Origin of the sequence: Bacillus paramobilis (assembly GCF_038096195.1) — a bacterium.
In the GTDB taxonomy this organism is placed as follows: domain Bacteria; phylum Bacillota; class Bacilli; order Bacillales; family Bacillaceae_G; genus Bacillus_A; species Bacillus_A mobilis.
Genome location: NZ_CP151108.1, coordinates 804,658 through 829,799, shown reverse-complemented (window position 1 = coordinate 829,799; position 25,142 = coordinate 804,658). Strand labels below are relative to the sequence as shown.

Genomic DNA, 25,142 nt, shown 5'->3' with positions numbered 1-25,142 from the left:
CATCTTTTATTACAAAACACATTATAATCATCCTTATACACAATAAATAAGGAGTGATCGTATATGTATCCACGTGCAAAAGCTTTTGGTCTTGCTACACATCAAGGTCGCCTTCTCGTACAAGAATATCATGCAGGCGATGAAACATTTTACCGACCTCTTGGTGGATCAATTGAACTTGGTGAACAATCAGCACATACCGTTATTCGTGAATTTCAAGAAGAGCTTCATGCAGAAGTGGAAATCACCAATTATTTAGGCTGCTTAGAAAACATCTTTCATCTTGATGGAGAAATTGGTCATGAAATCATTCAACTATATTCTGTACGCTTATTAGACACATCACTATATGAAATAGACAAAATGAATATACAAGATGAGCAAACAGTATCGTATGCGAAATGGATTCCCATTACTGCATTCATTCAGGAGAAGAAAGTATTATATCCAGATGGAATTTTAAACTATATCCAACAAAAAAAAGACGAAATCCTATAGGATCTCGTCTTTTTTATATAGTATATTAACCAATATTTCCAAGACGTAGTACGTCACGAGCGATCATAACTTCTTCGTCAGTTGGAATTACAATAATTTTTACTGGAGAGTGCGGGAAGCTGATGAATGCTTCTTCACCGAATACGTTATTACGTTTTACGTCGAAGTATACGCCCATGTACTCAAGGCCTTCTAATACGCGCTCACGAATAATTGCACTGTTTTCACCTACACCAGCTGTGAAGATGATTGCGTCTACACCTTTCATACGAGCAGTGTAAGAACCGATGTATTTATGGATACGGCTTACGAATACATCAAGTGCTACTTTCGCACGGTGGTCGCCTTCTTCTTCTTTCGCAATGATGTCACGTAGGTCACTAGAGTAACCAGTAAGACCTAACATACCACTCTTCTTGTTTAATACGCTAACTACTTCTTCTACTGTTTGGCCTGTTTTTTCCATGATGTATGGAATTAACGCAGGGTCAATGTTACCAGAACGTGTACCCATTGTTACACCAGCAAGTGGAGTGAAGCCCATAGAAGTATCGATAGATTTACCGCCTTCTACTGCTGCGATACTTGCACCGTTACCTAAGTGACAAGAAAGTAAGCTTAAGCTTTCAAGTGGACGACCTAATAATTCAGCCGCACGCTCAGTTACGTATTTATGAGAAGTTCCGTGGAAACCGTATTTACGGATGCCGAACTTTTCATAGTACTCATATGGTAAGCTGTATAGGAATGCAGATTCCGGCATTGTTTGGTGGAACGCTGTATCAAATACTGCTACTGCTGGTACGTTTGGTAATACTTCTTGGAATGCTTTAATACCAACAAGGTTTGCTGGGTTATGAAGTGGTGCTAAATCGCTTAATTCTTCGATATCAGCTAATACTTCATCAGTAATTAAAACAGAGTCAGCAAATTTTTCGCCGCCGTGAACAACACGGTGACCGATACCGCCAATCTCATCTAGAGATTTAACGATTCCGTTTTCAGTTAATTTGTTAAGAAGCATATTAACTGCTACTGCGTGATCTGGAATGTTTGTAATTTCTTTTTGTTTTTCGCCATCTACAGTAATAGTGAAGATACTATCTTCTAAACCGATACGTTCTACTAAACCTTTTGTTAATACTGTTTCACTTGGCATTTCAAATAATTGGAATTTTAAGGAAGAGCTTCCTGCGTTAATCGCGATGATTTTTGACATCTAGTCTTTCGCCCCTTTTTCTCTTGGTAGTTGTGTGGATGTTTCCACAAACCGCTCGATTTTATCTAATTAAATTCACTACATATGAAAACGTTTCATCATTAGCAAATTTTATACTCACGATTTTAATTTAAACATCGTCCGACATATATTTCAAGTGAAAAAATTGTAACACCAAGAAAAAATATATATTACAGATTTCAAAAAAATTCAGTTAAATCTAGTATATATTTAAAAATATGACATATCATATAAAACTGTACTACATGAATTACTAACCCTGTTACATATACCTAGCCTTATTTATGCGTTGCAAACCAAGTATTTAATTGGTCCATAATGTTCTCCATCGCCTTCATGTTAGAAAATTTAGGTAACTCCACTAATAACGCCTGTTTTGGCATCGTTACACTAGGGCCTTTCTTTTGGAGAACAAATATACTTTTTGCATTTTTCTCGTTTTTAAACATGGAAACAGGTAGCTGTAATAACCCCTGAATAAAACATGTTTCTTTAATAAATGCATGTAATTTTGGTGCTTGATCACTTTCAAAGATGAAGTTTGGCACTAGGAAGAATAAGTACCCGCCTTCTTTCGTATGTTTCACACTTTGTTCAATAAATAGGTGATGTGCATATGACATTCCTTCATCTGCTTTTAACTTATATTCACTTGCACCGATTTCATTTGGATAGTAACCAATCGGTAAGTCTGAAACGACTGCATCAACCGGATCGATATAAAGTGGCGCTAGTCCATCTTGATGGAAGAATTCGATTGCATGCTTTTGTAAATTCGCATTTACTAAAGCAAGTTTAATTAGCACTTCATCCACTTCTACACCAAACCCACTCATTGCTAGTCCTTCTTTGGCGCTATTAAACACTGTAGTCATTAAGTTACCTGTTCCAATCGCAGGGTCTAACACCGTAATTTCGTTTTGACCTTGCATAAATTTATGGAATAAGTAGCTCATGAACATGCCAACTGCATCAGGCGTCATTTCGTGATTCGCTTGTACGCCTTCTTTCATTCCTTTTAAAATGGCTAACTGAAATGCTTTACGAATTTCTTCACCTTTATATGTTTCTTCATTAAACGTACTATATTCACGATTCAGCCTTTCAATTGCTGACTCAGATAATTCCTCTTGTAAAATCGCTCCTTCAAACAAGTTATCACCTGTTTCTACAAGCGCCTCTAAATATGTTACATCTAATTCTTTACGTAAAACTACCGCAGAAGAATCAAAAATAGAAAATAATGTTTCTACTGTCTGACTCACGTACATTCCTCCTTCTCTCTTTTACACATAACTTATATCATACCACAAAGTGTTTTTTTCCAAAAAGAAAAAGCGACCTCCTGCAAAGAGCTCCCCTTTCAGTTATATGCGATATAACGTTTTTTCTCATATATTGGTACCGTTACGCAGCAATATATGAGAAAAAACGACCTCTTTATAAGAGGTCATTTCCTTCACATTATTTTGCAGATTTAGCTGCTTCTAATGCTGCTTCATAGTTTGGATGGCTTGTACCTTCGCTTACGTACTCTGCGTAAACTACTTTGTCATTGCTATCTACTACGAATACTGCACGAGCAAGTAAACGAAGCTCTTTCATTACTAAGCCGTAAGCTTCACCGAATGAAAGGTCACGGTGGTCAGAAAGTGTTACAACATTTTCTAAACCGTTTGCTGCACACCAGCGTTTTTGAGCGAATGGTAAGTCAGCGCTAATTGTTAATACTTTCGCGTTTTCAATACCTGCTGCATCTTGGTTAAAACGACGTGTTTGTGCATCACACACACCTGTGTCGATTGAAGGTACAACACTAATTAATTTTACTTCGCCTTTGTATGTTTCTAAACTTACTGGAGATAAGTCATTTGCTAATACTTGGAAGTTTGGCGCTTGATCGCCAACTTTAACTTCTGTTCCAACTAAAGTCATTGGATTACCTTTAAAAGTTACGTTTGCCACTTGAAAATCCTCCCTTATTTAAACAAAATATGTACACTGTAAATGATAGTTTGTCCCTATCGATAATGCAAATAAAATCGCTTTATTTACAAAAAAATTAAAGAAGCCAATCCATTGATCAGCTTCTTTATTCGTTAAATTTGAAATTCAGGATCGTCTTCTTTTCGTTTATCCATCATTTCCTTCACTTTATCAACAGCTTGTGGCGCTAATTCAATTATTTTATCGATGACGTGTGTTTGCTTATCTAAATGTAACACTTTTACGCCTTCTCCATTTATTACAAGAAAAGCAACAGGATTAATCGAAACTCCTCCACCACTTCCCCCGCCAAATGGATGACGACCTGAATGTTCTACTTTACCAAATTCACTTCCACCAGCGGCGAATCCGAAACTAACTTTCGAAACGGTAAGAATTACACTTCCATCTGCCGCTTTAATTGGATCACCAACAATTGTATTTACATCAGTCATTTGTTTTAAATGCTGCATTGCGGTTGTCATTAAACCTTGAATTGGATGGTCCATTCTATATCCCCCCTTATGCTTGAACAGATTTTTCTGTCACACCAGATTTTTGCTTTCTCATAAACATGAGCAATTTCACCGCTGTTTTTATAGTACGGAATATACGAAAAGATGCTGTTAACTCACATCTTGACGCAAATCCTTTCCCTTGAAACACAGGCGTAATTTCAAATTCCGGTACATCGACAATATGCATATATTGTCCTACAACTCCAGCAGCCATTCCTTTTGTCCCCCATGCATATCCAGTGACAATTCCAGTGCTAGCTGCATCACCTGCACCAATTTGCGTGTGCCATTTCCAACCATTGATTTTCACTCGTTTGAGAAAATCTTTAACAATAGTATGAACTTCTTGCAGCTTTTTTATCAGCTCCCCCATACTATCAAGTTGCGCTATAATTTTATTATCTAATCCGCCGTCCTCTTCAGCTTTCTCGATCTTTTGTCCTGTCTTCTTCTGTTGTTTTTCAATTCTTTCCAGTACATCGAATGTATATCGAATCATCCATATTTTCACTTGAAACAAACATTGCTTTTCCATTTCTGAATATAAAAATGTCACTTTAAGCTTTATTTTCGACAATAGTATAAGCAAAATAAAAAGGAGAAGAATTATTATTCCAATTACGAGCCACTTCATACGTATCATCCTTTCACTCCATACCCATTATCGACAAGTTTATGCATCATTAAACAGAATCCCATAAGATTGAATATAAAAATTTTTCTAAAAATAAAAAGGGATTTTGACATTTTATATCGAAATATATTATTTGAACATATCGTCGGGGAACGTATTCTGATGATATGTAGCACGAAGAACAGAAAATTTAACTGCAGTGGAGGGATACATAATGGCAGATCGTCGCAATTTATTTTTCTTTTATGGTGATGACAAAGCAACGCTCGTTGAAAAAATGAAACCAATCTATCGTATTTTAGAAGAGAATGGATTTACCATATTAGATCATCCAAAAAATGCAAACGCTATCGTCAGTGTTGGAGATGATGCAACTTTCTTACAAGCCGTTCGTAAAACTGGTTTTAGAGAAGATTGCTTATACGCAGGGATTTCTACGAAAGATGAAATTTCGTTCTACTGCGATTTCCATATTGATCACGTTGATACAGCCCTTCAAGAAATTACAAAAAATGAAATTGAAGTGCGAAAATACCCAACAATTCAGGTAGATGTTGATCACGGTACATCTTTCCATTGTTTAAATGAGTTCTCATTACGTTCTAGCATTATTAAAACATTCGTTGTAGATGTTCACGTTGATGATCTATATTTCGAAACATTTAGAGGGGACGGTTTAGTTGTTTCTACCCCAACAGGAAGTACAGCTTACAATAAATCATTACATGGTGCGGTTGTGGATCCGCTTATCCCATGCTTCCAAGTAAGCGAACTAGCATCATTAAATAACAACACATACCGTACGCTTGGCTCACCGTTCATTTTAAATCACGAGCGTACATTAACTTTAAAACTACGACCAGACGGTAACGATTATCCTGTTATCGGTATGGATAATGAAGCGCTTAGCATTAAACAAGTAGAAAAAGCTGTTGTACGCTTAAGCGATAAACAAATTAAAACAGTTAAATTAAAAAACAATTCCTTCTGGGAAAAAGTACAAAGAACATTTTTATAACATGAAAAAAACCGCCGCATTATGATATTCCATAATGCGGCGGTTTTTTATTTCTCTCGCTATCGGCCAATATTCTTGTTAGCTTTTGTCGGTAAGTCGATATATTTTCACACGTCTTTCCTATACACAATCTTCCCATCAATTACGGTCATTTCTGCTTGCACTTCTTTTATTTCTTCTGCCTCTATCTCAAAAATATTGCGATTTAATATCGTAAAGTCCGCTTCATATCCTTTCGCGATTTGTCCTCGCTTCGCTTCTTTTCCGATTGCATAGGCACCTCCTGTTGTAAATAAAGAGACAGCCTCATATACCGTTAATCTCTCTTCCGGCATATAACATATACCGTCAATAAAACTTCTACGTGTAACAGCGCTATATATGCCTAAAAACGGATTCACTTGTTCAATTGGCGCGTCAGATCCACCGTTGCAATGTAATCCCGCTTCCAGTAACGTCTTCCAAGCGTACGCATAACGAAGACGATGCTCACCTAGTTTTTCAATGACTGATGGGAAGTCCGATGACACAAAGACAGGCTGAATATCAATAATAGCCGGCAAATGTTTCATCCTCTCAATCAACTCTTCACGAGCAAGCTGACAATGAATAATGCGGTCACGTAATCCTTCTGCTGGTGGATATAATTCAAGCGCATCAATGACATATTCTAACGATAAGTCACCGATTGTATGAATCGCTACTGGCATATGTAAATCACGTGCTTTTTTCACTAACTCCGCAAGCTCTTTGCGTGAGAAAATCGCAACTCCATTTGTTTCCTGCGCATCTTCATACGGTTCACTTAATAAAGCTGTTCTTCCGCCAAAAGAGCCATCAGAACAAATTTTCATCGCTCCAAATTCAATATAATGCTCATTTTCATATTCTTTTCGTTCATGTGCTACTTCATGGTGAACGAGTAAATGCGCTTTAAATGGCATTTCCTTTATGACATGAGAAAACGCATTGTGCGTTTTTCTAAAGCCACCGTAATAATTTAAATCTTCCGTATGCCCACCAACGAGACCATATTGCCAGCAGTCTTTAATCGCTGTTTGCAAAGCTCTTTGTAAATAAACTTCATCAATTTCTGGCTGCACATGTTTAATTAATTCTTGCCCTTGTTCATATAAAAGCCCTGTTAACATATTTGATGAATCACGGCCAATTTTCCCGCCTTTCGGGTCTTGCGTCGCTTCTGTTATGTTCGCTTCTTGCAGTATGTATGAATTCACCCATGTCACGTGACGACAAACACGCTTTAATAAAATCGGATGTTCTTTAGAAATTTCATCTAGATCACGTACATGGACTTGTTTCGTATCTGTAAAATTATTTTCATTCCAACCTTCTCCAATAATCCAAGAACCTTTCAGGGCTTCTTCTACTCGTTTCCGCACGAGATTCAGCACTTCACTATAAGATGTGCAATCTGATAAATCTAGACGAAGTAACCTCTCTCCATGCCCAATAAGATGCATATGACTATCAACGAGACCTGGAATCATCGCTTTGCCTTCTAAATCGTGAAATTTAACCGTAGCATATCGGTCTTCTAACTCTTCTTTACTCCCGACATCAACGATCATGCCCTTTTCAACATAAACAGCGTCTACTTTTTCATTCTCTTCTCGCATCGTGTAAATGGTGCCGCCATACCAAACTTCTCCCATATATCCCATCTCCTTTGTTTTTATTGTATAAAAAAAAGCACCATTTCAAAACATGGTGCTTTTCTAAAAATTACTTTTGTTCAGTAGTAGACGTTGTGATTTGCCATTCAATGCTAAATTTATCTTTAAGTTGTCCGTATGCTGGGCTCCAGAACGTTTCTTGAAGTGGCATAATAACTTCTCCACCTTCTTGTAACTTTTCGAATACTTCTTTCGCTTTTTCTGCATTACTAATTTGAATTGCGATTGTTACTTGAGATCCGATTGCATGCCCTTGACCTGGGAATGTATCAGAAATCATAAGGTCCGTATTACCAACTTTTAAAGTAGCATGTAAAACGCGCTCTTTTGCTTCAGCTGGAATCGGATATTCTGGATTTTCAGGCATGTCACCAAAAGTTTGCATGACTTCTACTTTTGCATCTAACGCCTCTTTATAAAACTGTACAGCTTCTTGCCCACTACCATCTAAAACTAAGTACGGATTAATACCTAAAATCATACGGACACCTCTTTTTTAAGTTTATAAAATCGAACTTGTGTTCGTTTTTATATTATCATTGTTTGCCATTTCATTCAACTATTTCCTTCACTGTTTTCAAAATTATTTTGACGGAATCTCCATCTCTTGTTTTCTAAGTTCAATACGGCGAATTTTTCCAGAAATCGTTTTTGGTAGTTCATCTACAAATTCAATTTTACGAGGATATTTATATGGTGCAGTAAGTTCTTTGACGTGTTGTTGGAGTATTGGAATTAATGTTTCTTCGTTCTTTTCTATATTCTCTCTTAATACGATAAATGCCTTCACGACACTTCCGCGAATTTCATCAGGACTTGCGACAACTGCGCACTCTCTTACGTAAGGATGTTTTACAAGCGCGTCTTCTACTTCAAACGGCCCAATTGTATAACCAGAGCTAATAATAATATCATCACCGCGCCCTTCAAACCAGAAATAACCGTCTTCATCTTTCTTCGCTTTATCACCGGTAATATAATAATCACCGCGGAATTGCATCGCTGTGCGCTCATCGTCTTTATAATATTGTTTAAAGAGGGCCGGTGTCTCAATGTGAACTGCAATATCACCAACTTCTCCTACCTTTACCGGAAGGCCTTCCTCATCTACAATATCAACGTGGTTGCCTGGCGTTGGTTTTCCCATTGATCCTGGTCTAATATCCATCCCTTTCATTACACCAACAAGTAATGTATTTTCCGTTTGCCCATAGCCGTCTCTCACTGTAATATTAAAGTGCTTTTGGAATGTTTCAATGACTTCTCTATTTAACGGCTCACCTGCGGATACAGCGCTATGTAACGCCTCTAAATTGTACTCACTTAAGTCTTCTACCTTTGCCATTAATCTATACTCAGTTGGCGTACAACAAAGCACATTCACCTTATTATTGTCTAATAAATTTAAATATGTTTTCGGTTCAAATTTACCGTTGTATACAAATCCTGTTGCACCTGAGCCGAGAGTTGCTAAAAACGGGCTCCAAATCCACTTTTGCCAGCCCGGACTAGCCGTTGCCCATACAACATCATTCTCTTCAATTCCGAGCCAGTTTGGAGCGCTCGTACGTAAATGAGCGTATGCCCAAGCATGCGTATGAACAACACCTTTTGGATTTCCTGTCGTCCCTGACGTGTAAGATAAAAAGACCATATCTTCTTTATCTGTCTTCGCCATTTCTAACAGGTCACTTTCTGTTTCTAACGCTGTTTTTAAATTAATCCATCCATCTACTGACTGCTCGCTCAGAACGAATTTTTGAAGAGACCCCATCGCTTCTATATCATCAAACTGTCCAATGTACGGCTCATAACTTACGATCGCTTTTACTTCCCCGTGCCCGATTCGATATTCAATATCTTTTTTACGTAACATTTCCGAACTCGGAATTACGACAAATCCTGCTTTAATTGCAGCGATATACGTCATGTACGCTTCAATTAAACGCGGCATCATAATAAGAAGCTTGTCCCCTTTTTGTAGGCCACTCTTTATAAAAGCGTTTCCAATTTTATTCGCACCTTGCATTAACTCAGCATATGTAACTTCTCGTCTATTCCCTTTATCATCTTGCCAAATTAAAGCAAGCTTCTCTTTATCACCTGTATATTTCTCTATTTCAGAAACTAAATTATAAGACGGCGGCGCCAACAATTCCTCTCTCTTCATAAACATCCTCCTTTTTCTTTATGCCTCCCTTATATAATAAAGAATTTTCTGTCTATTTTGAACCCTCTTCTTTTGACAAATTTTTTATGTCTATGTCGAAATGAATGTATAACGATGTAAACAACAAAAAGAAAGAGCGGGAGAACCCGCTCTTTCTAAGCCATCTTATATGGGATTATTTTTGGTAACCGCCTAATTGTTGCTCAGCTAGTGAAACTAGACGTTTAGTGATTTCACCACCAACAGAACCGTTAGCGCGAGCTGTTGCATCTGCTCCAAGTTGAACACCAAACTCTTGAGCGATTTCGTATTTCATTTGGTCTAATGCTGATTCAGCACCAGGAACCGCTAATTTATTTGTGCTACGTGACATGTTATATCACCTCCTTGTGAGTATAGAGTGTGATAAATAACATGACTTCATACACGTTTTATATATGGTAATTTATGGGTTTAGAAAAGTTCTTCGAATTTTTCTTCTTCCGCCACTACTTCTACTGTTTGTAATACCATTGTTTCCTTATTCGCTACAGCTTCATCGATTAATGGTGTGAAATCGTATTTCGCTTCAAAACGATTCGCTTTTTCACGCTTCGGTTTCGTCGCTGGGCTTGCTGGTGTGAATACTGTACAGCAATCTTCGTACGGACGAATTGAAATATCATATGTGCCGATTTCTTCAGCAATTTTAATAATTTCTAATTTATCCATCGTAATAAGTGGACGAATAACTGGATAGTTTGTTACTTCGTTAATCGTATGCATACTATCTAATGTTTGGCTTGCTACTTGTCCAAGACTTTCACCCGTCGTGATTGCAAGCGCATTACGCTCTTCTGCGATACGCTCTGTAATACGCATCATCATACGGCGCATAACTGTCATTGAATAGCTAGATGGAATTTCTTTATTAATCGTTTTTTGCACGTCTGTAAATGGAACAAGGTGAAGCGTTACACGTTTACAGTACTTCGTTAACTCTTGTGCTAAATCGATTACTTTTTGTTTTGCACGCTCACTTGTGAAAGGTGGGCTATGGAAGTGAACTGCTTCCACAGACACGCCGCGTTTCATCGTTAAGTACGTTGCTACCGGGCTATCGATACCACCAGAAAGAAGTACCATTACTTTTCCGCCAACACCAACTGGTAAACCGCCAGCTCCCATATGCTCACCGCACATAATATATGTGTAACCACTGCGAATTTCTATACGTACATTCACATCTGGATTATGAACATCTACTGTGATATCCTCTGTGTTTTCTAAAATGTGCCCACCGATTTCTGGAAGTAGCTCCATCGTCTTCATCGGGAAGCGTTTATCAGAACGGTGCACTGTAATTTTAAATGTTTTCACATCGCCTTTTACTTGTAAGAAAGCTGCTAATGCACCTTTTTTAATATCTTCTAATTCTGATGGTACTTTCATCGCTAAGTTAAACTTATGAATACCAAATACATCTTTCAATCTTTCAGAAATTGCTTCATGGTCTTCGCCATTTAATTGGATGTACATACGATCATGTGTTGCATCGATTTTAATATTTGGGAACTTTTTCAGTTTGAACTTTACGTTATCTTTTAATGTGCTTACAAATTTAGAACGGTTCTTACCTTTAGTCGTCATCTCTCCATAACGAACTAAAATATATTCATATGTCATCATATTTCTTTACCTCATCACTTCATATAATTTTGGCATCGTCTCTTTCACAATACCTTCAAATTGTTTTACTTCTTCCATCGTGTTTTCTGGTGCCAAACTAATGCGAATAGCACTCGCAGCAGCGGCATGCGGTACTCCCATTGACACTAACACTCTGCTCACTTCATTTGCTTTTGAAGAACAAGCAGACTTCGTCGATACATATACACCGTACTCTTCTAAAGCATGAACGACTACTTCTGGTTTTAAACCAACGAATGATACATTTAAAATATGCGGTGCTGCATAGGCAAGCGACGTATTAATCGTGACATCTTCCATCTCTTTAAAGAAACGGACAAGCTCTGTTTGTAAATTGTGCAAATGAGCTATCTTTTCTTTCACTTGTTCCATTGTCATGCGAAGTGCTTTCACCATCGCTACAATGCCAGGTAAATTTTCTGTACCAGAGCGATACTTAAGCTCTTGTTGACCACCTGATAAAATTGGATCTAACCTTACGCCATCACGCACATAAAGAAGACCCGTTCCTTTTACACTGTGAAATTTATGTCCAGATATTGAGCAAAGGTCAATATGAGAAGCATATAAATCAAGCGGTACTTTTCCTATCCCTTGTACATGATCCACATGGAATCTTATTTTCGGATAGTTCGATAATAACGTTCCAATTTCAGCAACAGGCTGAATTGCTCCAGTCTCGTTGTTCACGTGAATAATTGACACAAGAATCGTATCTTCACGAAGTGCTCGTTTTACATCCTCTACCGATACAACACCATGCTCATTAACCGGTAAATATGTTACATCAAAACCGAGATCTTCTAATTGTTTATATGCTTCAAACACAGACGCGTGTTCAATATTTGTTGTAATGATATGTTTACCGCGCGAACGATTCCTCATCGCTATTCCTTTAATCGCAAGGTTATTCCCTTCCGTTCCACCTGATGTGAAAATAATTTCAGAAGGTTTAACGTGCAGAAGCTGCGCTGCAATCGTTCTTGATTGTGTTAATAGACGCTCTGCCTCTCCCCCAAGCGAATGAATAGAAGAAGGGTTTCCAAAATATTTTCCAGCAACCGTTACGTACGATTGAAGGGCTTCTGGATATGGCTTCGTCGTCGCACTATTATCAAAATAGATCATCATTCTTCCCCTTTCAGCGCTATCACATCATATAATCATATCACAAATACGTGTAATTACGCTAAGACTACTCAAAGGTTCCATTTTATCCCGATTGTGAAGGCCGATAATTAGTGAGGATGGCCCTACCGATTACAGTTTCACTATATTTTAAAACGAATAACCTTACTGTATTCCGCTATTCATTATAGCAACATCGTCCCCAAAATTACACAAAAAAACAAACCCCTATGAAAGGGTTTGTTCATTGTCTACATATTCAGCTATTTTTTGAACAACGCCAGGTTCAAGTTGCTCTAGTACAGAAGCCGCTTGTTCTAAAGCTGCATCGTATTGATATTCACGGAATAATTTCTCCGCATAATTTAAGCTCTCTGCAAGGTTCTCATCATGACTGCGGTAACGATTACCGTATTGAATTAATTTTTCAACTAAATACGCTTGTCCAATTAACTCTTCTGTCATTTCAGCTACCCCATTAACAGTTGTGTACGCTTCTTCTAAACTGCTATTTACAGCGTTCATATTTAACGGTTTCACTTCTAACTGTTCATATACAGCTTGCATTGCCATTTGTCCTCTTTTTAAATCTTCCATAATGCTTTCTGGAAGACCTGGCAAATTCGACTTTTGCATAAAACGTTTCGTTTCAAAAATGATATTTCGCATTTCTTGCAACTTCTCACGCGCTTCAAATTCCTCTTTACGCATCGTTTGCAGCATTTCTTTATATTCCGCATGCAGTACTTTTAACGTTTCACATTGCTCATAAACCTCTTCTAGTTCCTCACGAATAATAGAGAAGGCAATATCTTGTTCCGCAACGCGTAATTGCAGCATTTCAAAACGTTTCGTTAAAATATGCATTTGCTTTTCAATTACTTTTTGAGACTCAATATCCTTATCTTGTAGCTGATAACTTTGTTTCACAAGTTGTGTTTCTGCTTTTGTTTCAATCGTTTCAGTACGAATTTCTTCTAAGTCTTCATAAACAGAAAGTGTTTTTTGCTCCACATAATGTCTCGCATGTACTTCTTGTTCCAGTTGATCATAGAAGCCATCTAAACGTGTTTTTAAGTTTTCTACTTTTTCAGCAGCTTCCGTTATATGAAGCTCCTGTATATCCATTAAACATGTGTGTAGTTGTGTCGTCATATCACGAACTTCTTTAGGGACTTCCAAGTACTCTAATACATAACCTTGTCTTACCATATCATTATGTCCGTGTAATAAATCTTCCAGCTGAACTGGTAACGTCGCTTGACACTCTACCAATAAATCTGGAATTTGGTGAATAATGATTTCTAAGCTTGCCAAACCTTCTTCTAAACTAATAACAATTTCTCTCGCTTTTAAATAGTCACCATTATCTGTTGCCTCTTCAAAGCTTTTAAATTTATTAGATTCAGCGTCTAGCATCTCTTCAATTTTCTGCTCTGCTGCTCCATACATATGTCTATGAGCAAGAACACTCTTCTTCATACTACGATATGTATCACGTAACCCTTCAATTTCCGAGCTATTTTTTTCATGGCTTTCTAACAATTGCTGTAATTCATTTAAAATGTCTGTAATACGATTATCAGCGTCATCTAAACCACTTATGGATTCATTCATCGCATGCTTTGCTTTTCGGAAGGAGAATTGCGAGGCGAATTTTCGCGCTTGCGCTAAATCTTTGTCGGCTTTCGGAAGGGTTGTTGATACAATCTCATCCCATTCTTCACGCCATTTACCAAACAGTTCTTCTGTTTGACCCGTCATATTTAAGTCTTTCACCCGCTTTAGTTCATCTGCCACAGGTTTATCTTTTATCTCTTGTTTCCACTGCTCCAGTGCTTCAATATCTTTATATGAACGATTTCTTATCACAAGCTCTATCATGAGCAGCACTAGAATAGAGCTTACTACAATGATAACGATCGTCAGGATAGAATCCATGCAAAAAAGCCTCCTAGTTATATCTCTTTTTTTGTCCGTTCCGTTTATGAAATGGAAGGCATTATGTATAAAAAGGGAATTCCCCTATATTTAACAACTAACAATGTACTAATCATACCATGTAATGGCTTGTTTTTGACCTAGTTTTTTTTAAAATTTCATGTTTCTTTCAATGCAATTGTAATCTTTCTCAATCTTCTGTTTGGATTATCTCCCATCATCAAATGAGTGTAATAACAGGTTCTCTTTCATATGAGATACGAAATAAATTTTACGCACAAGTGGTGGTTCAATAGAAATCGCATGCACATTCCCTTGCTTTACCGCTTGCTCTACTGCCATTTCTGGAAGTAACGTAATACCAAGTCCAGCTCCGACCATCGCAAGCATCGGTTCTGCGTAAGAAGTTTCAAATGCAATGATTGGTTTCGCACCTATCCCCCGAAACATATTCGTAATTATTTTCCTTACATCACAGATTTCTGGATATACGATTAACTTTTCATTTTGCAAATCTTCCATTCGAATCACTGTTTTCTCGTTATAAAGATGATCATTTGAAACGACACAAACAATTGTTTCTTCTCGCATTTCTTTTATACACGTAGCGCCTTCTACTATTGAATCGACGAACATCGCTTCAATCTTCCGTTCTTTAAAGAGTCCCATTAGTACTTTCGTATGCTCAATTTTCCATTCTACTTCGAATCCTTCACCTAATACATCTTTACATTTTGATATGTAATGAGCTGCTAAACTTGGCAATATGCCTATAGAAATTTTCCGCTTCTCTTGAAAAGTCTTCATTTCGGCTTTCACTTCATATATGTGTTTCAAAATCGGTAACATTCTTGTTATAAATAACTCTCCAGCCTCTGTTAACTCCACTCCTTGCGCGGAACGCTTAAGTAAAGTAACCTCTAAATCCGCTTCTAATCTTTGAATTTGCTTACTAAGCGCCGGTTGAGAAATATGTAAAAGCTTACTCGCCTTCGATAAACTTCGCGTATTCTTTACTTCAATAAACGATCGTACTGCCTCCAAATCCATCGTACACACCTCTAACAAAAAGTTATAACTGTCATAAAAAATCGATATTTCCTACTATAAACAATTACTCTTTATACTTATTTCATCAACTTACTATAACGAAATATAAAGGGGAATGAAACTCTTGAACAAAAAACAAATGCTACTCGGATCCCTCTTATGCCTACTTGCCGTAACTGCTTGGGGATTTATGTTTCCTGTCATGGCAAATGCCCTACAGTTTATCGATCCGTTCTTCTTCACAACTATCCGGTACGGATCAGCAGCTATAATTTTTCTTATTTTGCTATTCATTACTGAAGGAAAAACTTCACTCCGATTAGAAAAAAGAACACTTTCGTTATTCTTTTACGGAACGGTCGGCTTCGCTGGATACGGTTTTCTCGTTTTTTACGGTCAACAACTTGCCGGACCTTCTGGAGCCATCCATGCCGCGATGATTCAGTCTCTTATGCCACTCATCGCTTTATTATTGCAGTGGATAACAAAAAATAAACGCCCACAAAACTACACATTCCTTTGTATGTTCGTTGCATTACTCGGGGTTATACTTGTCATTTCAAAAGGAAATATTCACTTATTATTTGGAGCTGCCAGTCACCTCTCAACAAATATACTTATGCTGTGCGGCGTTACTTGCTGGGTCATTTACACGAACGGCGGTGCTCGTTTTCAATCTTGGTCACCACTTCGATATACGACGTTAACTTGTTTATTCGGCTCAATTTCACTCATCGTTATCGTCACTTTCTTCACTTACACAAACTTCATTACTGTACCGTCACTACGTACCATTATGAACGTTCGTTTTGAACTCTTGTATATGTCGATTATTGCAGGTGTTATCGCTGTATTTTGCTGGAACACAGGAAATCGCTATATTTCATCTATTAATGGCATATTATTTATGAATTTAGTTCCTGTACTTGCACTTATCGGTTCCATCTTTCGAGGTTATACAGTCGAAAAAATTGAAATTTCCGGATCCGCTTTAACAATTATCGCGCTATTATGCAACAATATATGGCAAAGAAAAGAAAGCACAGAAATCCCCACCTCAGTTCGTTAGGTGGGGATTTTTCACATATGAACAGCCCTTGGCCATTCCTGATACATATTCGTTATACATAATGTTTGTTCCATCCATTGTTCAATTTCCTTCGTGTACATTTCTATGAAAAATGTCTCAGACGGAAAAGAATGCAACACTTCTGATATATATTGCGGATATAAAAACGGCATATTCATCATGCCTTTTAATTGCGTCATAAACATTGTAAAAGATACCTTTTTGAATTCTTGCTTCATTTGTCCTTGCTTTATGATTTGCTCTATATAATATCTTTCTTTAGAAAAATAAATGGTCATCACTTCACGAATTAATGTCGTATCCAGTGAAAGCTCTCGGTAGAAGAAACGTGTCAGTTCCCTATTTTCAAATTGATATCGTAAAATCCCACGCACCAGTTGCACCATCACATCTTTAGCCGACAAATATTCTCTCTGTTCGAACGACATTTCAATCACATGAATATACCCTTCTAAAAAGTCAGTAATAAGCTGTTCTAATAAACCTTGCTTTCCAGCAAAATAATATGAAATATTCGCTACATTCACATCCGCTCGCTTTGCAATTTCTCGCACCGACGTTCCATCATAACCTTTCGTGTTAAACAATGATATTGCCGCATCAATTACTTTTTGTTTCGTCTGTTTCATGCGCTCACTTCCTCTCACTGAACAGCTATAGTTTAAATTTCTTGACTTTTAAGACAAATTCCTTTAATTTTCTATCGACAAAGTCATGTGAAATACATCGTATTTTGCTAATATTTTACACATCTCGATAAAAAGGGAGTTGTTTCCATGTTTACAAAAGAAAGTTATGCAGGTTCTCGTGAAGAGCAATATGAGACAGTAATTAAACAACTGGATGCATTATTAACTGGCGAACCAAACGTAGTCGCAAACTTATCAAATGCGTCCGCATTATTAAACCAATTTTTAGATCGTGTGAATTGGGTTGGCTTTTACGTAACAGAAGGAAATCAGCTTGTTCTTGGACCATTCCAAGGAATGCCTGCTTGCGTGCGCATTCCATTTGGACGAGGCGTTTGCGGCGTTGCAGCTGAAACGAAAACAACGCAGCTTGTAGCAGACGTTCACCAATTCCCAGGACATATTGCTTGCGACAGTGCTTCGAATTCAGAAATCGTTGTACCAATCGTGAAAGAAGGAACTGTCATTGGTGTACTTGATATTGATAGCCCTGAAAAAAATCGTTTTGATGAAGTAGATCAGCGCTATTTAGAAAAATTTGTGGAAACACTCCTAAAACATATTTAAAAAAGAAAAGAGCGAGTTATCGATTGCGTACATCACGTACGAAACCGATAGCTCACTCTTTTTTTATTGATTACTAACTGCAGATATTTTCTTTAGTGCCTGTTCTAAATCAGACACGATATCTTCCCATGATTCTAAACCGACAGATAAACGTATTAAATTATCATAAATGCCCATTTCTTGTCTTAGCTCAGCTGGAATCGCAGCGTGCGTCATCGTTGCCGGATGCTGAATTAATGTTTCTGTATCCCCTAAACTTACAGCAATTGTAATAAAATGAAGATCATTGATAAACGCTTGCGTCTCTTCTTTTCCGCCTTTTACTGAAAAAGAAATCACACCGCCGCCTCGTTTCATTTGGCGAGATGCTAACTCCCCTTCTGGATACCAAACACCTTCTACCGCATCATGATTTTTCAGGAACGATACAATTTTTTCGGCATTATCACAATGGCGGTCCATTCTTACCGCTAATGTCTTTAATCCGCGTAACAATAACCACGCATCAAACGGCGCCATAATACCACCGATATCTTTGCGCATCGGGCGAATTTTTTCAGCCAACGCTTTCGTTTTACAAATCGTTACACCCGCCACAACATCGCCATGACCGCCAATATATTTTGTTGCACTATGCACAACTACGTCACAACCAAGCTCAAGCGGTCTTTGTAAATAAGGTGAACAAAACGTATTATCCACAACGACAAGTAAGCCATTTCGCTTCGCAACCCGAATCACTTGTTTTAAATCGATTAATTTCATCGTTGGATTAATCGGTGTTTCAACGAAAATAACCTTTGTATTTGGACGGATTTTATTTTCGACATCATCCTCTGTCTCCATATCACAAAACGAATGCGTAATCATAAACTTCTCTTCTAATACTTCTAAAAAACCGTACGTGCACCCATATAATCCATTTGAACAAATAATATGATCTCCAGCTTTTAGAAAACCAATTAACGTTGCTGAAATAGCTGCCATACCGGATCCGAAAGCAAGAGCTTCTTCTCCTCCTTCTAACACCGCCATACGTTCTTCAAATAATTTTACGGTTGGATTTCCAAGTCTTGAGTAAATATAAGACGAATCCACTCCCGCAAAACTCGCCTCCCCTTGCTGCGCAGTCTCAAATGTAAATGTAGACGTTTGAAATAAAGGTGGTGTTAAACTTCCTTTATGTTCCTCTGATGTATAACCGTGATGAATTAACGCTGTCTCCATATGCTTCTTTTTCATAAAAACATCCCCTTTTATGTTTTTATTACCGCATATTCATCAAAAAAATTAATGAACATTTTTTACTACATTTTATGTAAGCGTTTTATTTGTGTTTCTATCACTTCTTTTATATCGTTTTAAATTCCTTCTTGTTAATTTCCAAAATTTATATGCATAAAACAAAAACGTACTCGCTTGACGAAACTCTGGGTAAAAGATATAATAGCGTTTGTGTAAAATAAAAAGGCAGCCTTGTAATGTGAGTTTATCGTTTGTATTTTGTTCCTCTACGGAGGTGTATCTCGTAACTCCCTGCTGCTGGAGCGAAGGTACATGAAAACAAAATGCCCGTAAATATCGATTACGTCTGTTTTTATTTTACGTAAATAAAAACATTTTTAAAGGAGGAGTCAACTATGGCTCGTTATACAGGTCCAGCTTGGAAACTGTCTCGTCGTCTTGGAATCTCTCTAAGCGGCACAGGAAAAGAATTAGAAAAACGCCCTTACGCACCAGGTCCTCACGGTCCTAACCAACGTAAGAAACTTTCAGAATACGGTTTACAATTACAAGAGAAACAAAAACTTCGTCACATGTACGGCATGACTGAGCGTCAATTCCGTCGCACATTTGACCAAGCAGGTAAAATGCCTGGTAAGCACGGCGAAAACTTCATGATCCTTCTTGAAGCTCGTCTTGACAACTTAGTTTACCGTATGGGCTTAGCTCGCACTCGTCGTGCAGCTCGCCAATTAGTAAACCACGGTCACATCACAGTTGATGGATCTCGCGTAGATATCCCATCTTACCGTGTAAAACCTGGTCAAACAATCAGCGTTCGCGAAAAATCTAACAGCCTTGTTGTTGTTAAAGAAGCGATCGAAGTTAACAACTTCGTACCAGAATACTTAACTTTCGATGCTGATAAATTAGAAGCTACTTACACTCGTCACGCTGAGCGTTCTGAGTTAGCAGCTGAAATCAACGAAGCATTAATCGTAGAGTTCTACTCTCGTTAATGACAAAAAGCCAATCCTGTGGATTGGCTTTTTTCGTTTATATATAAAATAAAATTATTTATTTTCCTCTTTCTGAACATATACATAAGCATCTTTCTGCTCTTTATGTACATCCACCTTCGAATTCTCTGCAAGCTGACCCGCGTTTAGCAAAGAAAAAATAATAAGCGCTTCTAGTGACATTTTGTTTTACCACTCCTTTCTAGTTGTTATACGTTTATCATACCGCTTACATGTGATTTCCGTATGAACTCGAAAAGGAGATTACAACAAAAAGGTTACAGGAATATGAATGCACGCTATAATAACCATTAAATAGGAGGTTGATTCATTTTGACAATAAACCAAATGGTTCAGTTAGGTAGTTCATTTATGTTCTTTATCACTTCCGCACTTATGAGTTGGTATCAGGGGAGTAATTTAATAGATGATCCTGATGAATGGAAATATAGCGCTAAGTTTACGCATTACTTTAAAGGCACCGTTTCAAATTACGAAGATATTTATCAAATCGATTTCTTTATATATGCGGCAAAATTTTATCCAACAGCATTTGTTGTTATGCTCATTAGCTTACTTTATATGCTCGTATTAATTCTTTATATTCTATTTAAAAGAAAAGATCCGGCGATTTAAATCCATACATAAAAAACCCGAATCATAGACTTTTCAGCCTACAATTCGGGGTACTATTTGTTTTATATTCGTTTCTGATTAGTAACGGATTAAGAAATATTTCTTTTTACCGCGGCGAATGATTGTGAATTTACCTTCGATGCGGTCGTTTTCTGTTACAACGTAGTCTAATGCTTGTGTACGCTCACCGTTTACGTAGATTGCGCCGTTCGTTACATCTTCACGTGCTTGACGTTTTGATGGAGAGATTTTGCTTTCTACTAGTAAGTCGATTAATACTGTATCTTCGGCAGTACGTTCTACAGATGGTACGTCCTTGAATCCTTGCTCGATTTCGCTTGCAGTCAGTTCTGCTACAGAACCGCTGAATAATGCAGCTGAAATTTTAATCGCTTGCTCTAACGCTTCTTCACCGTGAACAAGTTTTGTCATTTCAGAACCTAATGCTTTTTGTGCTGCACGTTTTTCTGGCGCTTCAGCTACTTGCTTTTCAAGCTCAAGAATTTCTTCATGAGATAAGAATGTGAAGTATTTTAAGTATTTAACAACGTCGCGGTCATCTGTGTTAATCCAGAATTGGTAGAACTCGTAAGGAGTTGTTTTCTCTGGGTCTAACCAAATTGCGCCGCCTTCTGTTTTCCCAAACTTCGTACCGTCTGATTTCGTAACTAGTGGAATTGTTAAACCGAATGCTTTCGCATCTTCTTCTGATTTACGGATTAATTCAAGACCAGCTGTAATGTTACCCCATTGGTCACTACCACCGATTTGCAAGCGGCAATTATGGTTTTGGTATAAGTTTAAGAAGTCGTATGATTGTAAAATCATATAACTAAACTCAGTGAATGAAATACCAGTATCTAAACGAGATGCTACTGTATCTTTTGCTAACATATAGTTTAAACCGAAGTTTTTACCGATATCGCGTAAGAATGAAATGACATCTAAGTTACCAAGCCAGTCATAGTTGTTAGCCATTGTTGCTGGGTTGTCCACGTTTTCGAACTCTAAGAAGTTTGAAAGTTGGTTTTTAATGCTTTCTGTGTAGTAAGCAACTGTATCTTTCGTATTTAATGTACGTTCTGCTTTTTTACCACTTGGGTCACCGATCATACCAGTACCACCGCCAACAAGTGCGATTGGTTGGTGACCAGCTAATTGGAAACGACGTAACATTAATACTGGTAACATATGACCGATGTGTAAGCTATCCGCTGTCGGATCGAAACCGCAGTATAATTTAACGCTTTCTTTTTCTAATAATTGCTCAAGTCCCTCAGCATCTGTTTGCTGATTAATTAGACCGCGAAATTCAAGATCTTGTAAAATACCCATATCCTACATACTCTCCTTTAAGTTCATTACTGGCGTGAAGGTTGAAAACATAAAAAAATCGCCCCTTTAAATAAGGGACGATTTTGATTATCGCGTTACCACCCTAGTTGCAGGCAAAAAAAAGCCTACCACCTTATTTACATAACGGCTTAGCACCGTCTTTTCCCTTTTGAATACAATTCAATCGAAAAAAGATGCTCTAGGGGCGTAATTCGCGATCATCTATGTGCTGATTTTCACCGGCCATCAGCTCTCTAAAACAGGGAAATGATCACTACTTCTCCCTTTCCACGCTCAATTATTCATATACTTTTCTTTATACCATCATTTATATAGGCATGTCAAATAGAGGTAGGTGTTCTCTCCTTGCCAATCCTTTACAACGTCGCAAAGAGTAATTTATTAGACATAAAAAAGCCTCCCTCATCTATTCTTTCATAAATGTATACAGACGAGGAAGGCACTTCGTTCAAATATTATTTTATTTTTTTAATAATCTTCGCAGGATTCCCGCCAACTACTACATTATCTGGCACATCTTTCGTTACAACAGCGCCAGATGCGATCACCGCATTATCTCCAATTGTTACACCAGGATTAATAATCGCTCTTCCGCCAATCCATACGTTATCACCAATTGTAACTGGTTTTCCGTATTCTGATCCGCTTATGCGCTCTACTGGGTCAAGCGGGTGTGTTGCAGTATAAATGTGAACACCTGGAGCTAACATACAGTTCACTCCAATTGTCACCGGGCATACGTCTAAAATTGTACAGTCAAAGTTCGCGTAAAAATTTTCACCAACGTGAATGTTATAGCCATAATCACATCTGAAAGAAGATTCAAGATGAATGTTATCTCCAGTCGTTCCGAATAATTCTTTTACGATTTCGCTACGCTCTTTTAATTGTACTTCTGGTGTTTCATTTAATTTTCTCGTTAGTATACGAGCATGCTCCCTCTCTTGAATCAAAACAGGATCAGCTGGTATGTACATTTCCCCAAGTATCATCTTTTCTTTTTCTGTTTTCATTTTCTTCTCCCCTTTAACTCGTATGTATAAGTTTATGATACCATAAAAAAAGAAAGGCCTGAACGTTATTTCGTTCAGACCTTCCTCTCTTAATCTTCCATCGTTGATAAGTCACCTGTTGGTAAGTTTAATTCCCACGCTTTTAGTACGCGGCGCATAATTTTACCACTTCTCGTTTTCGGTAATTTATCTCTAAATTCAATTTGTCTTGGCGCTGCATGAGCTGCTAGGCCTTTCTTTACAAATTGACGAATCTCTTCTTTTAATTCATCAGATGGTTCATATCCCGCCCGAAGCGCGATAAATGCTTTAATGATTTCTCCGCGCACTGGATCAGGAATACCAATTACACCAGCCTCTGCAACAGCAGCATGCTCGATTAATTTACTTTCTACTTCAAACGGACCAACTCGCTCACCTGACGTCATAATTACATCATCAATACGCCCTTGGAACCAGAAGTATCCATCTTCATCCATATAAGCAGAGTCACCTGATACGTACCAATCTCCCGGCATAAAGTAAGATTCATACTTTTGCTGGTTATTCCAGATTCCACGCATCATCGCTGGCCAACCTTTACCAATTGCTAAGTTACCCATTGTGTATGGAGGAACTTCATTTCCTTCATTATCAACAATCGCTGCTTTCACACCTGGAATCGGTTTACCCATTGAACCTGGACGGATTTCCATACAAGGGTAGTTACAAATAACTTGTCCACCTGTTTCTGTCATCCACCACGTATCATGAATACGAAGTCCAAATGCGTTCATACCCCAGCGAATTACTTCTGGATTTAACGGTTCACCAACGCTTAATACGTGACGAACTTGTGATAAATCATATTTTTTAATTGCGTCTTGTCCAGCTCCCATTAACATACGGAACGCTGTTGGCGCACTGTACCAAACTGTTACACCGTAATCTTGCAGTGCTTCATACCACGCTTCTGGACTAAAGCGGCCACCTAAAACAACATTTGACGCCCCAACTAACCACGGTGCGAAAATACCGTAAGCTGTTCCAGTTACCCAGCCTGGGTCAGCTGTACACCAATATACATCGTCTTCTTTTAAATCTAATACCCATTTCGCCGTTTGATGATGCTGCACCATTGCATTTTGCGCATGAAGCACACCTTTTGGCTTACCAGTAGAACCAGACGTGTAATGTAAAATTAAACCGTCTTCACGGCCTAACCATTCAATATGTAATTCTTTTGAAGCTTGTTCAAATAAAGGATTGAACGCTACCGTTTTACCGCCTTCTTCTACATTATCTCCAACAAGGAAGACTGTTTTTAAAGCAGGTAAATCATTTAATGGTACGCGCTCTAACAATTCAGGCGTTGTAATTAACACCTTTGCTTCGCTATCTTCTAAACGATCGCGAACTGCGCCTTCCATAAACGCTTCAAATAGTGGACCAACGATTGCCCCTAATTTCACTGCACCAAGAAGTGCGAAATATAATTCTGGAGAACGCGGCATAAAAATAAAAACGCGATCGCCTTTTTCTACATCGCCATAATTTTTCAGGACGTTTCCTGCTTTATTAGAAAAATCCTTCATTTCCTTAAATGTATACTTCTCTTTTCGCGCTCCATCTTGATAATAAAGGGCTACTTTATTTTTACGATCGGATTTCGCATGCTTGTCAATTGCTTCATACGCCATATTTACTCGGCCTGTCTCATTCCAAGTAAAGTTTTTATTAACCTCTTCCCAGTTAAAATTCGCGTATGCCTCATCATAATTCGGCAAATTATTTTCTCCTTTAATGACAGGAAGCGTTTCTACTTTCATACTTTACATCCCCCTCCTATGTATTCTATTATCTATTATAATAACATTATTTAAAATTTTCAGTATATTTGTTGATTTTTAGACAAATTTTTAATGACAAATTTCGATTCACATCGCATATATTATAAAGTACGATATGAATAGATTCACAAACCCTCAAGGTGGTGAGCA

At 37.8% G+C, this 25,142-nt stretch carries 25 protein-coding genes and 1 other annotated feature; of the genes, 6 read left to right on the top strand and 19 right to left on the bottom strand.

What is annotated here, in order from left to right:
- Positions 1-63: 63 nt before the first annotated feature.
- On the top strand, positions 64-498 hold the full coding sequence (locus tag AABL52_RS04320) for an NUDIX hydrolase (RefSeq protein ID WP_097845528.1): 435 nt from the start codon (positions 64-66) through the stop codon (positions 496-498).
- A gap of 25 nt (positions 499-523) precedes the next feature.
- Here AABL52_RS04320 and ackA read toward each other — a convergent pair whose 3' ends face one another.
- From ackA to AABL52_RS04295, 5 genes are all read right to left on the bottom strand, one after another.
- On the bottom strand, positions 524-1,717 hold the full coding sequence (gene ackA / locus AABL52_RS04315) for an acetate kinase (RefSeq protein WP_000034584.1): 1,194 nt from the start codon (positions 1,715-1,717) through the stop codon (positions 524-526).
- 299 nt (positions 1,718-2,016) lie between these two features.
- On the bottom strand, positions 2,017-3,003 hold the full coding sequence (locus AABL52_RS04310) for a class I SAM-dependent methyltransferase (protein ID WP_000084362.1): 987 nt from the start codon (positions 3,001-3,003) through the stop codon (positions 2,017-2,019).
- A 199-nt stretch (positions 3,004-3,202) separates the two neighbouring features.
- Positions 3,203-3,703, bottom strand: a complete 501-nt coding sequence (tpx, locus tag AABL52_RS04305) for a thiol peroxidase (protein ID WP_000024525.1) — start codon at positions 3,701-3,703, stop codon at positions 3,203-3,205.
- A 134-nt stretch (positions 3,704-3,837) separates the two neighbouring features.
- A complete protein-coding gene (gene ytfJ, locus AABL52_RS04300) occupies positions 3,838-4,233 on the bottom strand; it encodes a GerW family sporulation protein (protein WP_000350005.1) in 396 nt (131 codons plus the stop codon).
- Between the two features lie 13 nt (positions 4,234-4,246).
- Positions 4,247-4,885, bottom strand: a complete 639-nt coding sequence (locus AABL52_RS04295; RefSeq protein ID WP_340421111.1) for a DUF2953 domain-containing protein — start codon at positions 4,883-4,885, stop codon at positions 4,247-4,249.
- A gap of 205 nt (positions 4,886-5,090) precedes the next feature.
- Between AABL52_RS04295 and AABL52_RS04290 the strand changes: the two genes are divergently transcribed.
- Complete coding sequence (locus AABL52_RS04290) at positions 5,091-5,894, top strand: NAD kinase (RefSeq protein ID WP_000785179.1); 804 nt, start codon at positions 5,091-5,093, stop codon at positions 5,892-5,894.
- Between the two features lie 107 nt (positions 5,895-6,001).
- Here the strand turns inward: AABL52_RS04290 and AABL52_RS04285 are convergent, their stop codons facing one another.
- The 8 genes from AABL52_RS04285 to AABL52_RS04250 form a co-directional block, all read right to left on the bottom strand.
- Positions 6,002-7,570, bottom strand: coding sequence for an amidohydrolase (locus tag AABL52_RS04285; protein ID WP_341518964.1), 1,569 nt, complete (start codon positions 7,568-7,570; stop codon positions 6,002-6,004).
- Positions 7,571-7,640: 70 nt separating this feature from the next.
- A complete protein-coding gene (locus tag AABL52_RS04280; RefSeq protein ID WP_000600354.1) occupies positions 7,641-8,072 on the bottom strand; it encodes a VOC family protein in 432 nt (143 codons plus the stop codon).
- Between the two features lie 102 nt (positions 8,073-8,174).
- The gene (gene mbcS / locus AABL52_RS04275) at positions 8,175-9,761 is read right to left on the bottom strand and encodes an acyl-CoA synthetase MbcS (RefSeq protein WP_340421109.1); all 1,587 of its coding nucleotides are present in this window, start codon (positions 9,759-9,761) and stop codon (positions 8,175-8,177) included.
- A gap of 175 nt (positions 9,762-9,936) precedes the next feature.
- Positions 9,937-10,134, bottom strand: coding sequence for an alpha/beta-type small acid-soluble spore protein (locus AABL52_RS04270; RefSeq protein WP_000091640.1), 198 nt, complete (start codon positions 10,132-10,134; stop codon positions 9,937-9,939).
- Between the two features lie 80 nt (positions 10,135-10,214).
- On the bottom strand, positions 10,215-11,429 hold the full coding sequence (gene thiI, locus AABL52_RS04265; RefSeq protein WP_000989279.1) for a tRNA uracil 4-sulfurtransferase ThiI: 1,215 nt from the start codon (positions 11,427-11,429) through the stop codon (positions 10,215-10,217).
- A 6-nt stretch (positions 11,430-11,435) separates the two neighbouring features.
- A complete protein-coding gene (locus AABL52_RS04260; protein WP_000638956.1) occupies positions 11,436-12,578 on the bottom strand; it encodes a cysteine desulfurase family protein in 1,143 nt (380 codons plus the stop codon).
- Positions 12,579-12,806: 228 nt separating this feature from the next.
- Positions 12,807-14,519, bottom strand: a complete 1,713-nt coding sequence (gene ezrA, locus AABL52_RS04255) for a septation ring formation regulator EzrA (RefSeq protein WP_000377309.1) — start codon at positions 14,517-14,519, stop codon at positions 12,807-12,809.
- A gap of 207 nt (positions 14,520-14,726) precedes the next feature.
- Positions 14,727-15,569 (bottom strand): LysR family transcriptional regulator, encoded by an 843-nt coding sequence (locus tag AABL52_RS04250; protein ID WP_341518963.1) that lies wholly within the window; start codon positions 15,567-15,569, stop codon positions 14,727-14,729.
- A gap of 124 nt (positions 15,570-15,693) precedes the next feature.
- Here AABL52_RS04250 and AABL52_RS04245 point away from each other — a divergent pair, with 124 nt between their 5' ends.
- Positions 15,694-16,638: a DMT family transporter gene (locus AABL52_RS04245; RefSeq protein WP_341518962.1), complete on the top strand. Its 945-nt coding sequence runs from the start codon at positions 15,694-15,696 to the stop codon at positions 16,636-16,638.
- 11 nt (positions 16,639-16,649) lie between these two features.
- Here AABL52_RS04245 and refZ read toward each other — a convergent pair whose 3' ends face one another.
- Positions 16,650-17,288 (bottom strand): forespore capture DNA-binding protein RefZ, encoded by a 639-nt coding sequence (refZ, locus tag AABL52_RS04240; RefSeq protein WP_341518961.1) that lies wholly within the window; start codon positions 17,286-17,288, stop codon positions 16,650-16,652.
- A 147-nt stretch (positions 17,289-17,435) separates the two neighbouring features.
- Between refZ and AABL52_RS04235 the strand changes: the two genes are divergently transcribed.
- Positions 17,436-17,915, top strand: coding sequence for a GAF domain-containing protein (locus AABL52_RS04235; RefSeq protein WP_000494320.1), 480 nt, complete (start codon positions 17,436-17,438; stop codon positions 17,913-17,915).
- A 63-nt stretch (positions 17,916-17,978) separates the two neighbouring features.
- On the opposite strand, the gene megL is transcribed toward AABL52_RS04235, so the two are convergent.
- Entirely contained in the window at positions 17,979-19,157 is a 1,179-nt protein-coding gene (megL, locus tag AABL52_RS04230; protein WP_000726610.1) for a methionine gamma-lyase, read from the bottom strand.
- A gap of 398 nt (positions 19,158-19,555) precedes the next feature.
- Between megL and rpsD the strand changes: the two genes are divergently transcribed.
- The gene (gene rpsD, locus AABL52_RS04225; protein WP_000135322.1) at positions 19,556-20,158 is read left to right on the top strand and encodes a 30S ribosomal protein S4; all 603 of its coding nucleotides are present in this window, start codon (positions 19,556-19,558) and stop codon (positions 20,156-20,158) included.
- Positions 20,159-20,212: 54 nt separating this feature from the next.
- Here the strand turns inward: rpsD and AABL52_RS04220 are convergent, their stop codons facing one another.
- Complete coding sequence (locus AABL52_RS04220) at positions 20,213-20,341, bottom strand: hypothetical protein (protein WP_000050944.1); 129 nt, start codon at positions 20,339-20,341, stop codon at positions 20,213-20,215.
- A 150-nt stretch (positions 20,342-20,491) separates the two neighbouring features.
- On the opposite strand from AABL52_RS04220, the gene AABL52_RS04215 reads away from it, so the two are divergent.
- The gene (locus tag AABL52_RS04215; protein WP_341518960.1) at positions 20,492-20,794 is read left to right on the top strand and encodes a YjdJ family protein; all 303 of its coding nucleotides are present in this window, start codon (positions 20,492-20,494) and stop codon (positions 20,792-20,794) included.
- Positions 20,795-20,872: 78 nt separating this feature from the next.
- On the opposite strand, the gene tyrS is transcribed toward AABL52_RS04215, so the two are convergent.
- The 3 genes from tyrS to acsA all read right to left on the bottom strand — a co-directional run bounded on the left by tyrS (position 20,873) and on the right by acsA (position 24,971).
- Positions 20,873-22,129, bottom strand: a complete 1,257-nt coding sequence (gene tyrS / locus AABL52_RS04210) for a tyrosine--tRNA ligase (RefSeq protein ID WP_000512075.1) — start codon at positions 22,127-22,129, stop codon at positions 20,873-20,875.
- Between the two features lie 70 nt (positions 22,130-22,199).
- Positions 22,200-22,429 (bottom strand) — a binding site (T-box leader).
- A gap of 176 nt (positions 22,430-22,605) precedes the next feature.
- Positions 22,606-23,163 (bottom strand): maltose acetyltransferase domain-containing protein, encoded by a 558-nt coding sequence (locus AABL52_RS04205; protein WP_098258126.1) that lies wholly within the window; start codon positions 23,161-23,163, stop codon positions 22,606-22,608.
- An 89-nt stretch (positions 23,164-23,252) separates the two neighbouring features.
- Positions 23,253-24,971 (bottom strand): acetate--CoA ligase, encoded by a 1,719-nt coding sequence (gene acsA / locus AABL52_RS04200; protein WP_000862039.1) that lies wholly within the window; start codon positions 24,969-24,971, stop codon positions 23,253-23,255.
- Between the last annotated feature and the right edge of the window lie 171 nt (positions 24,972-25,142).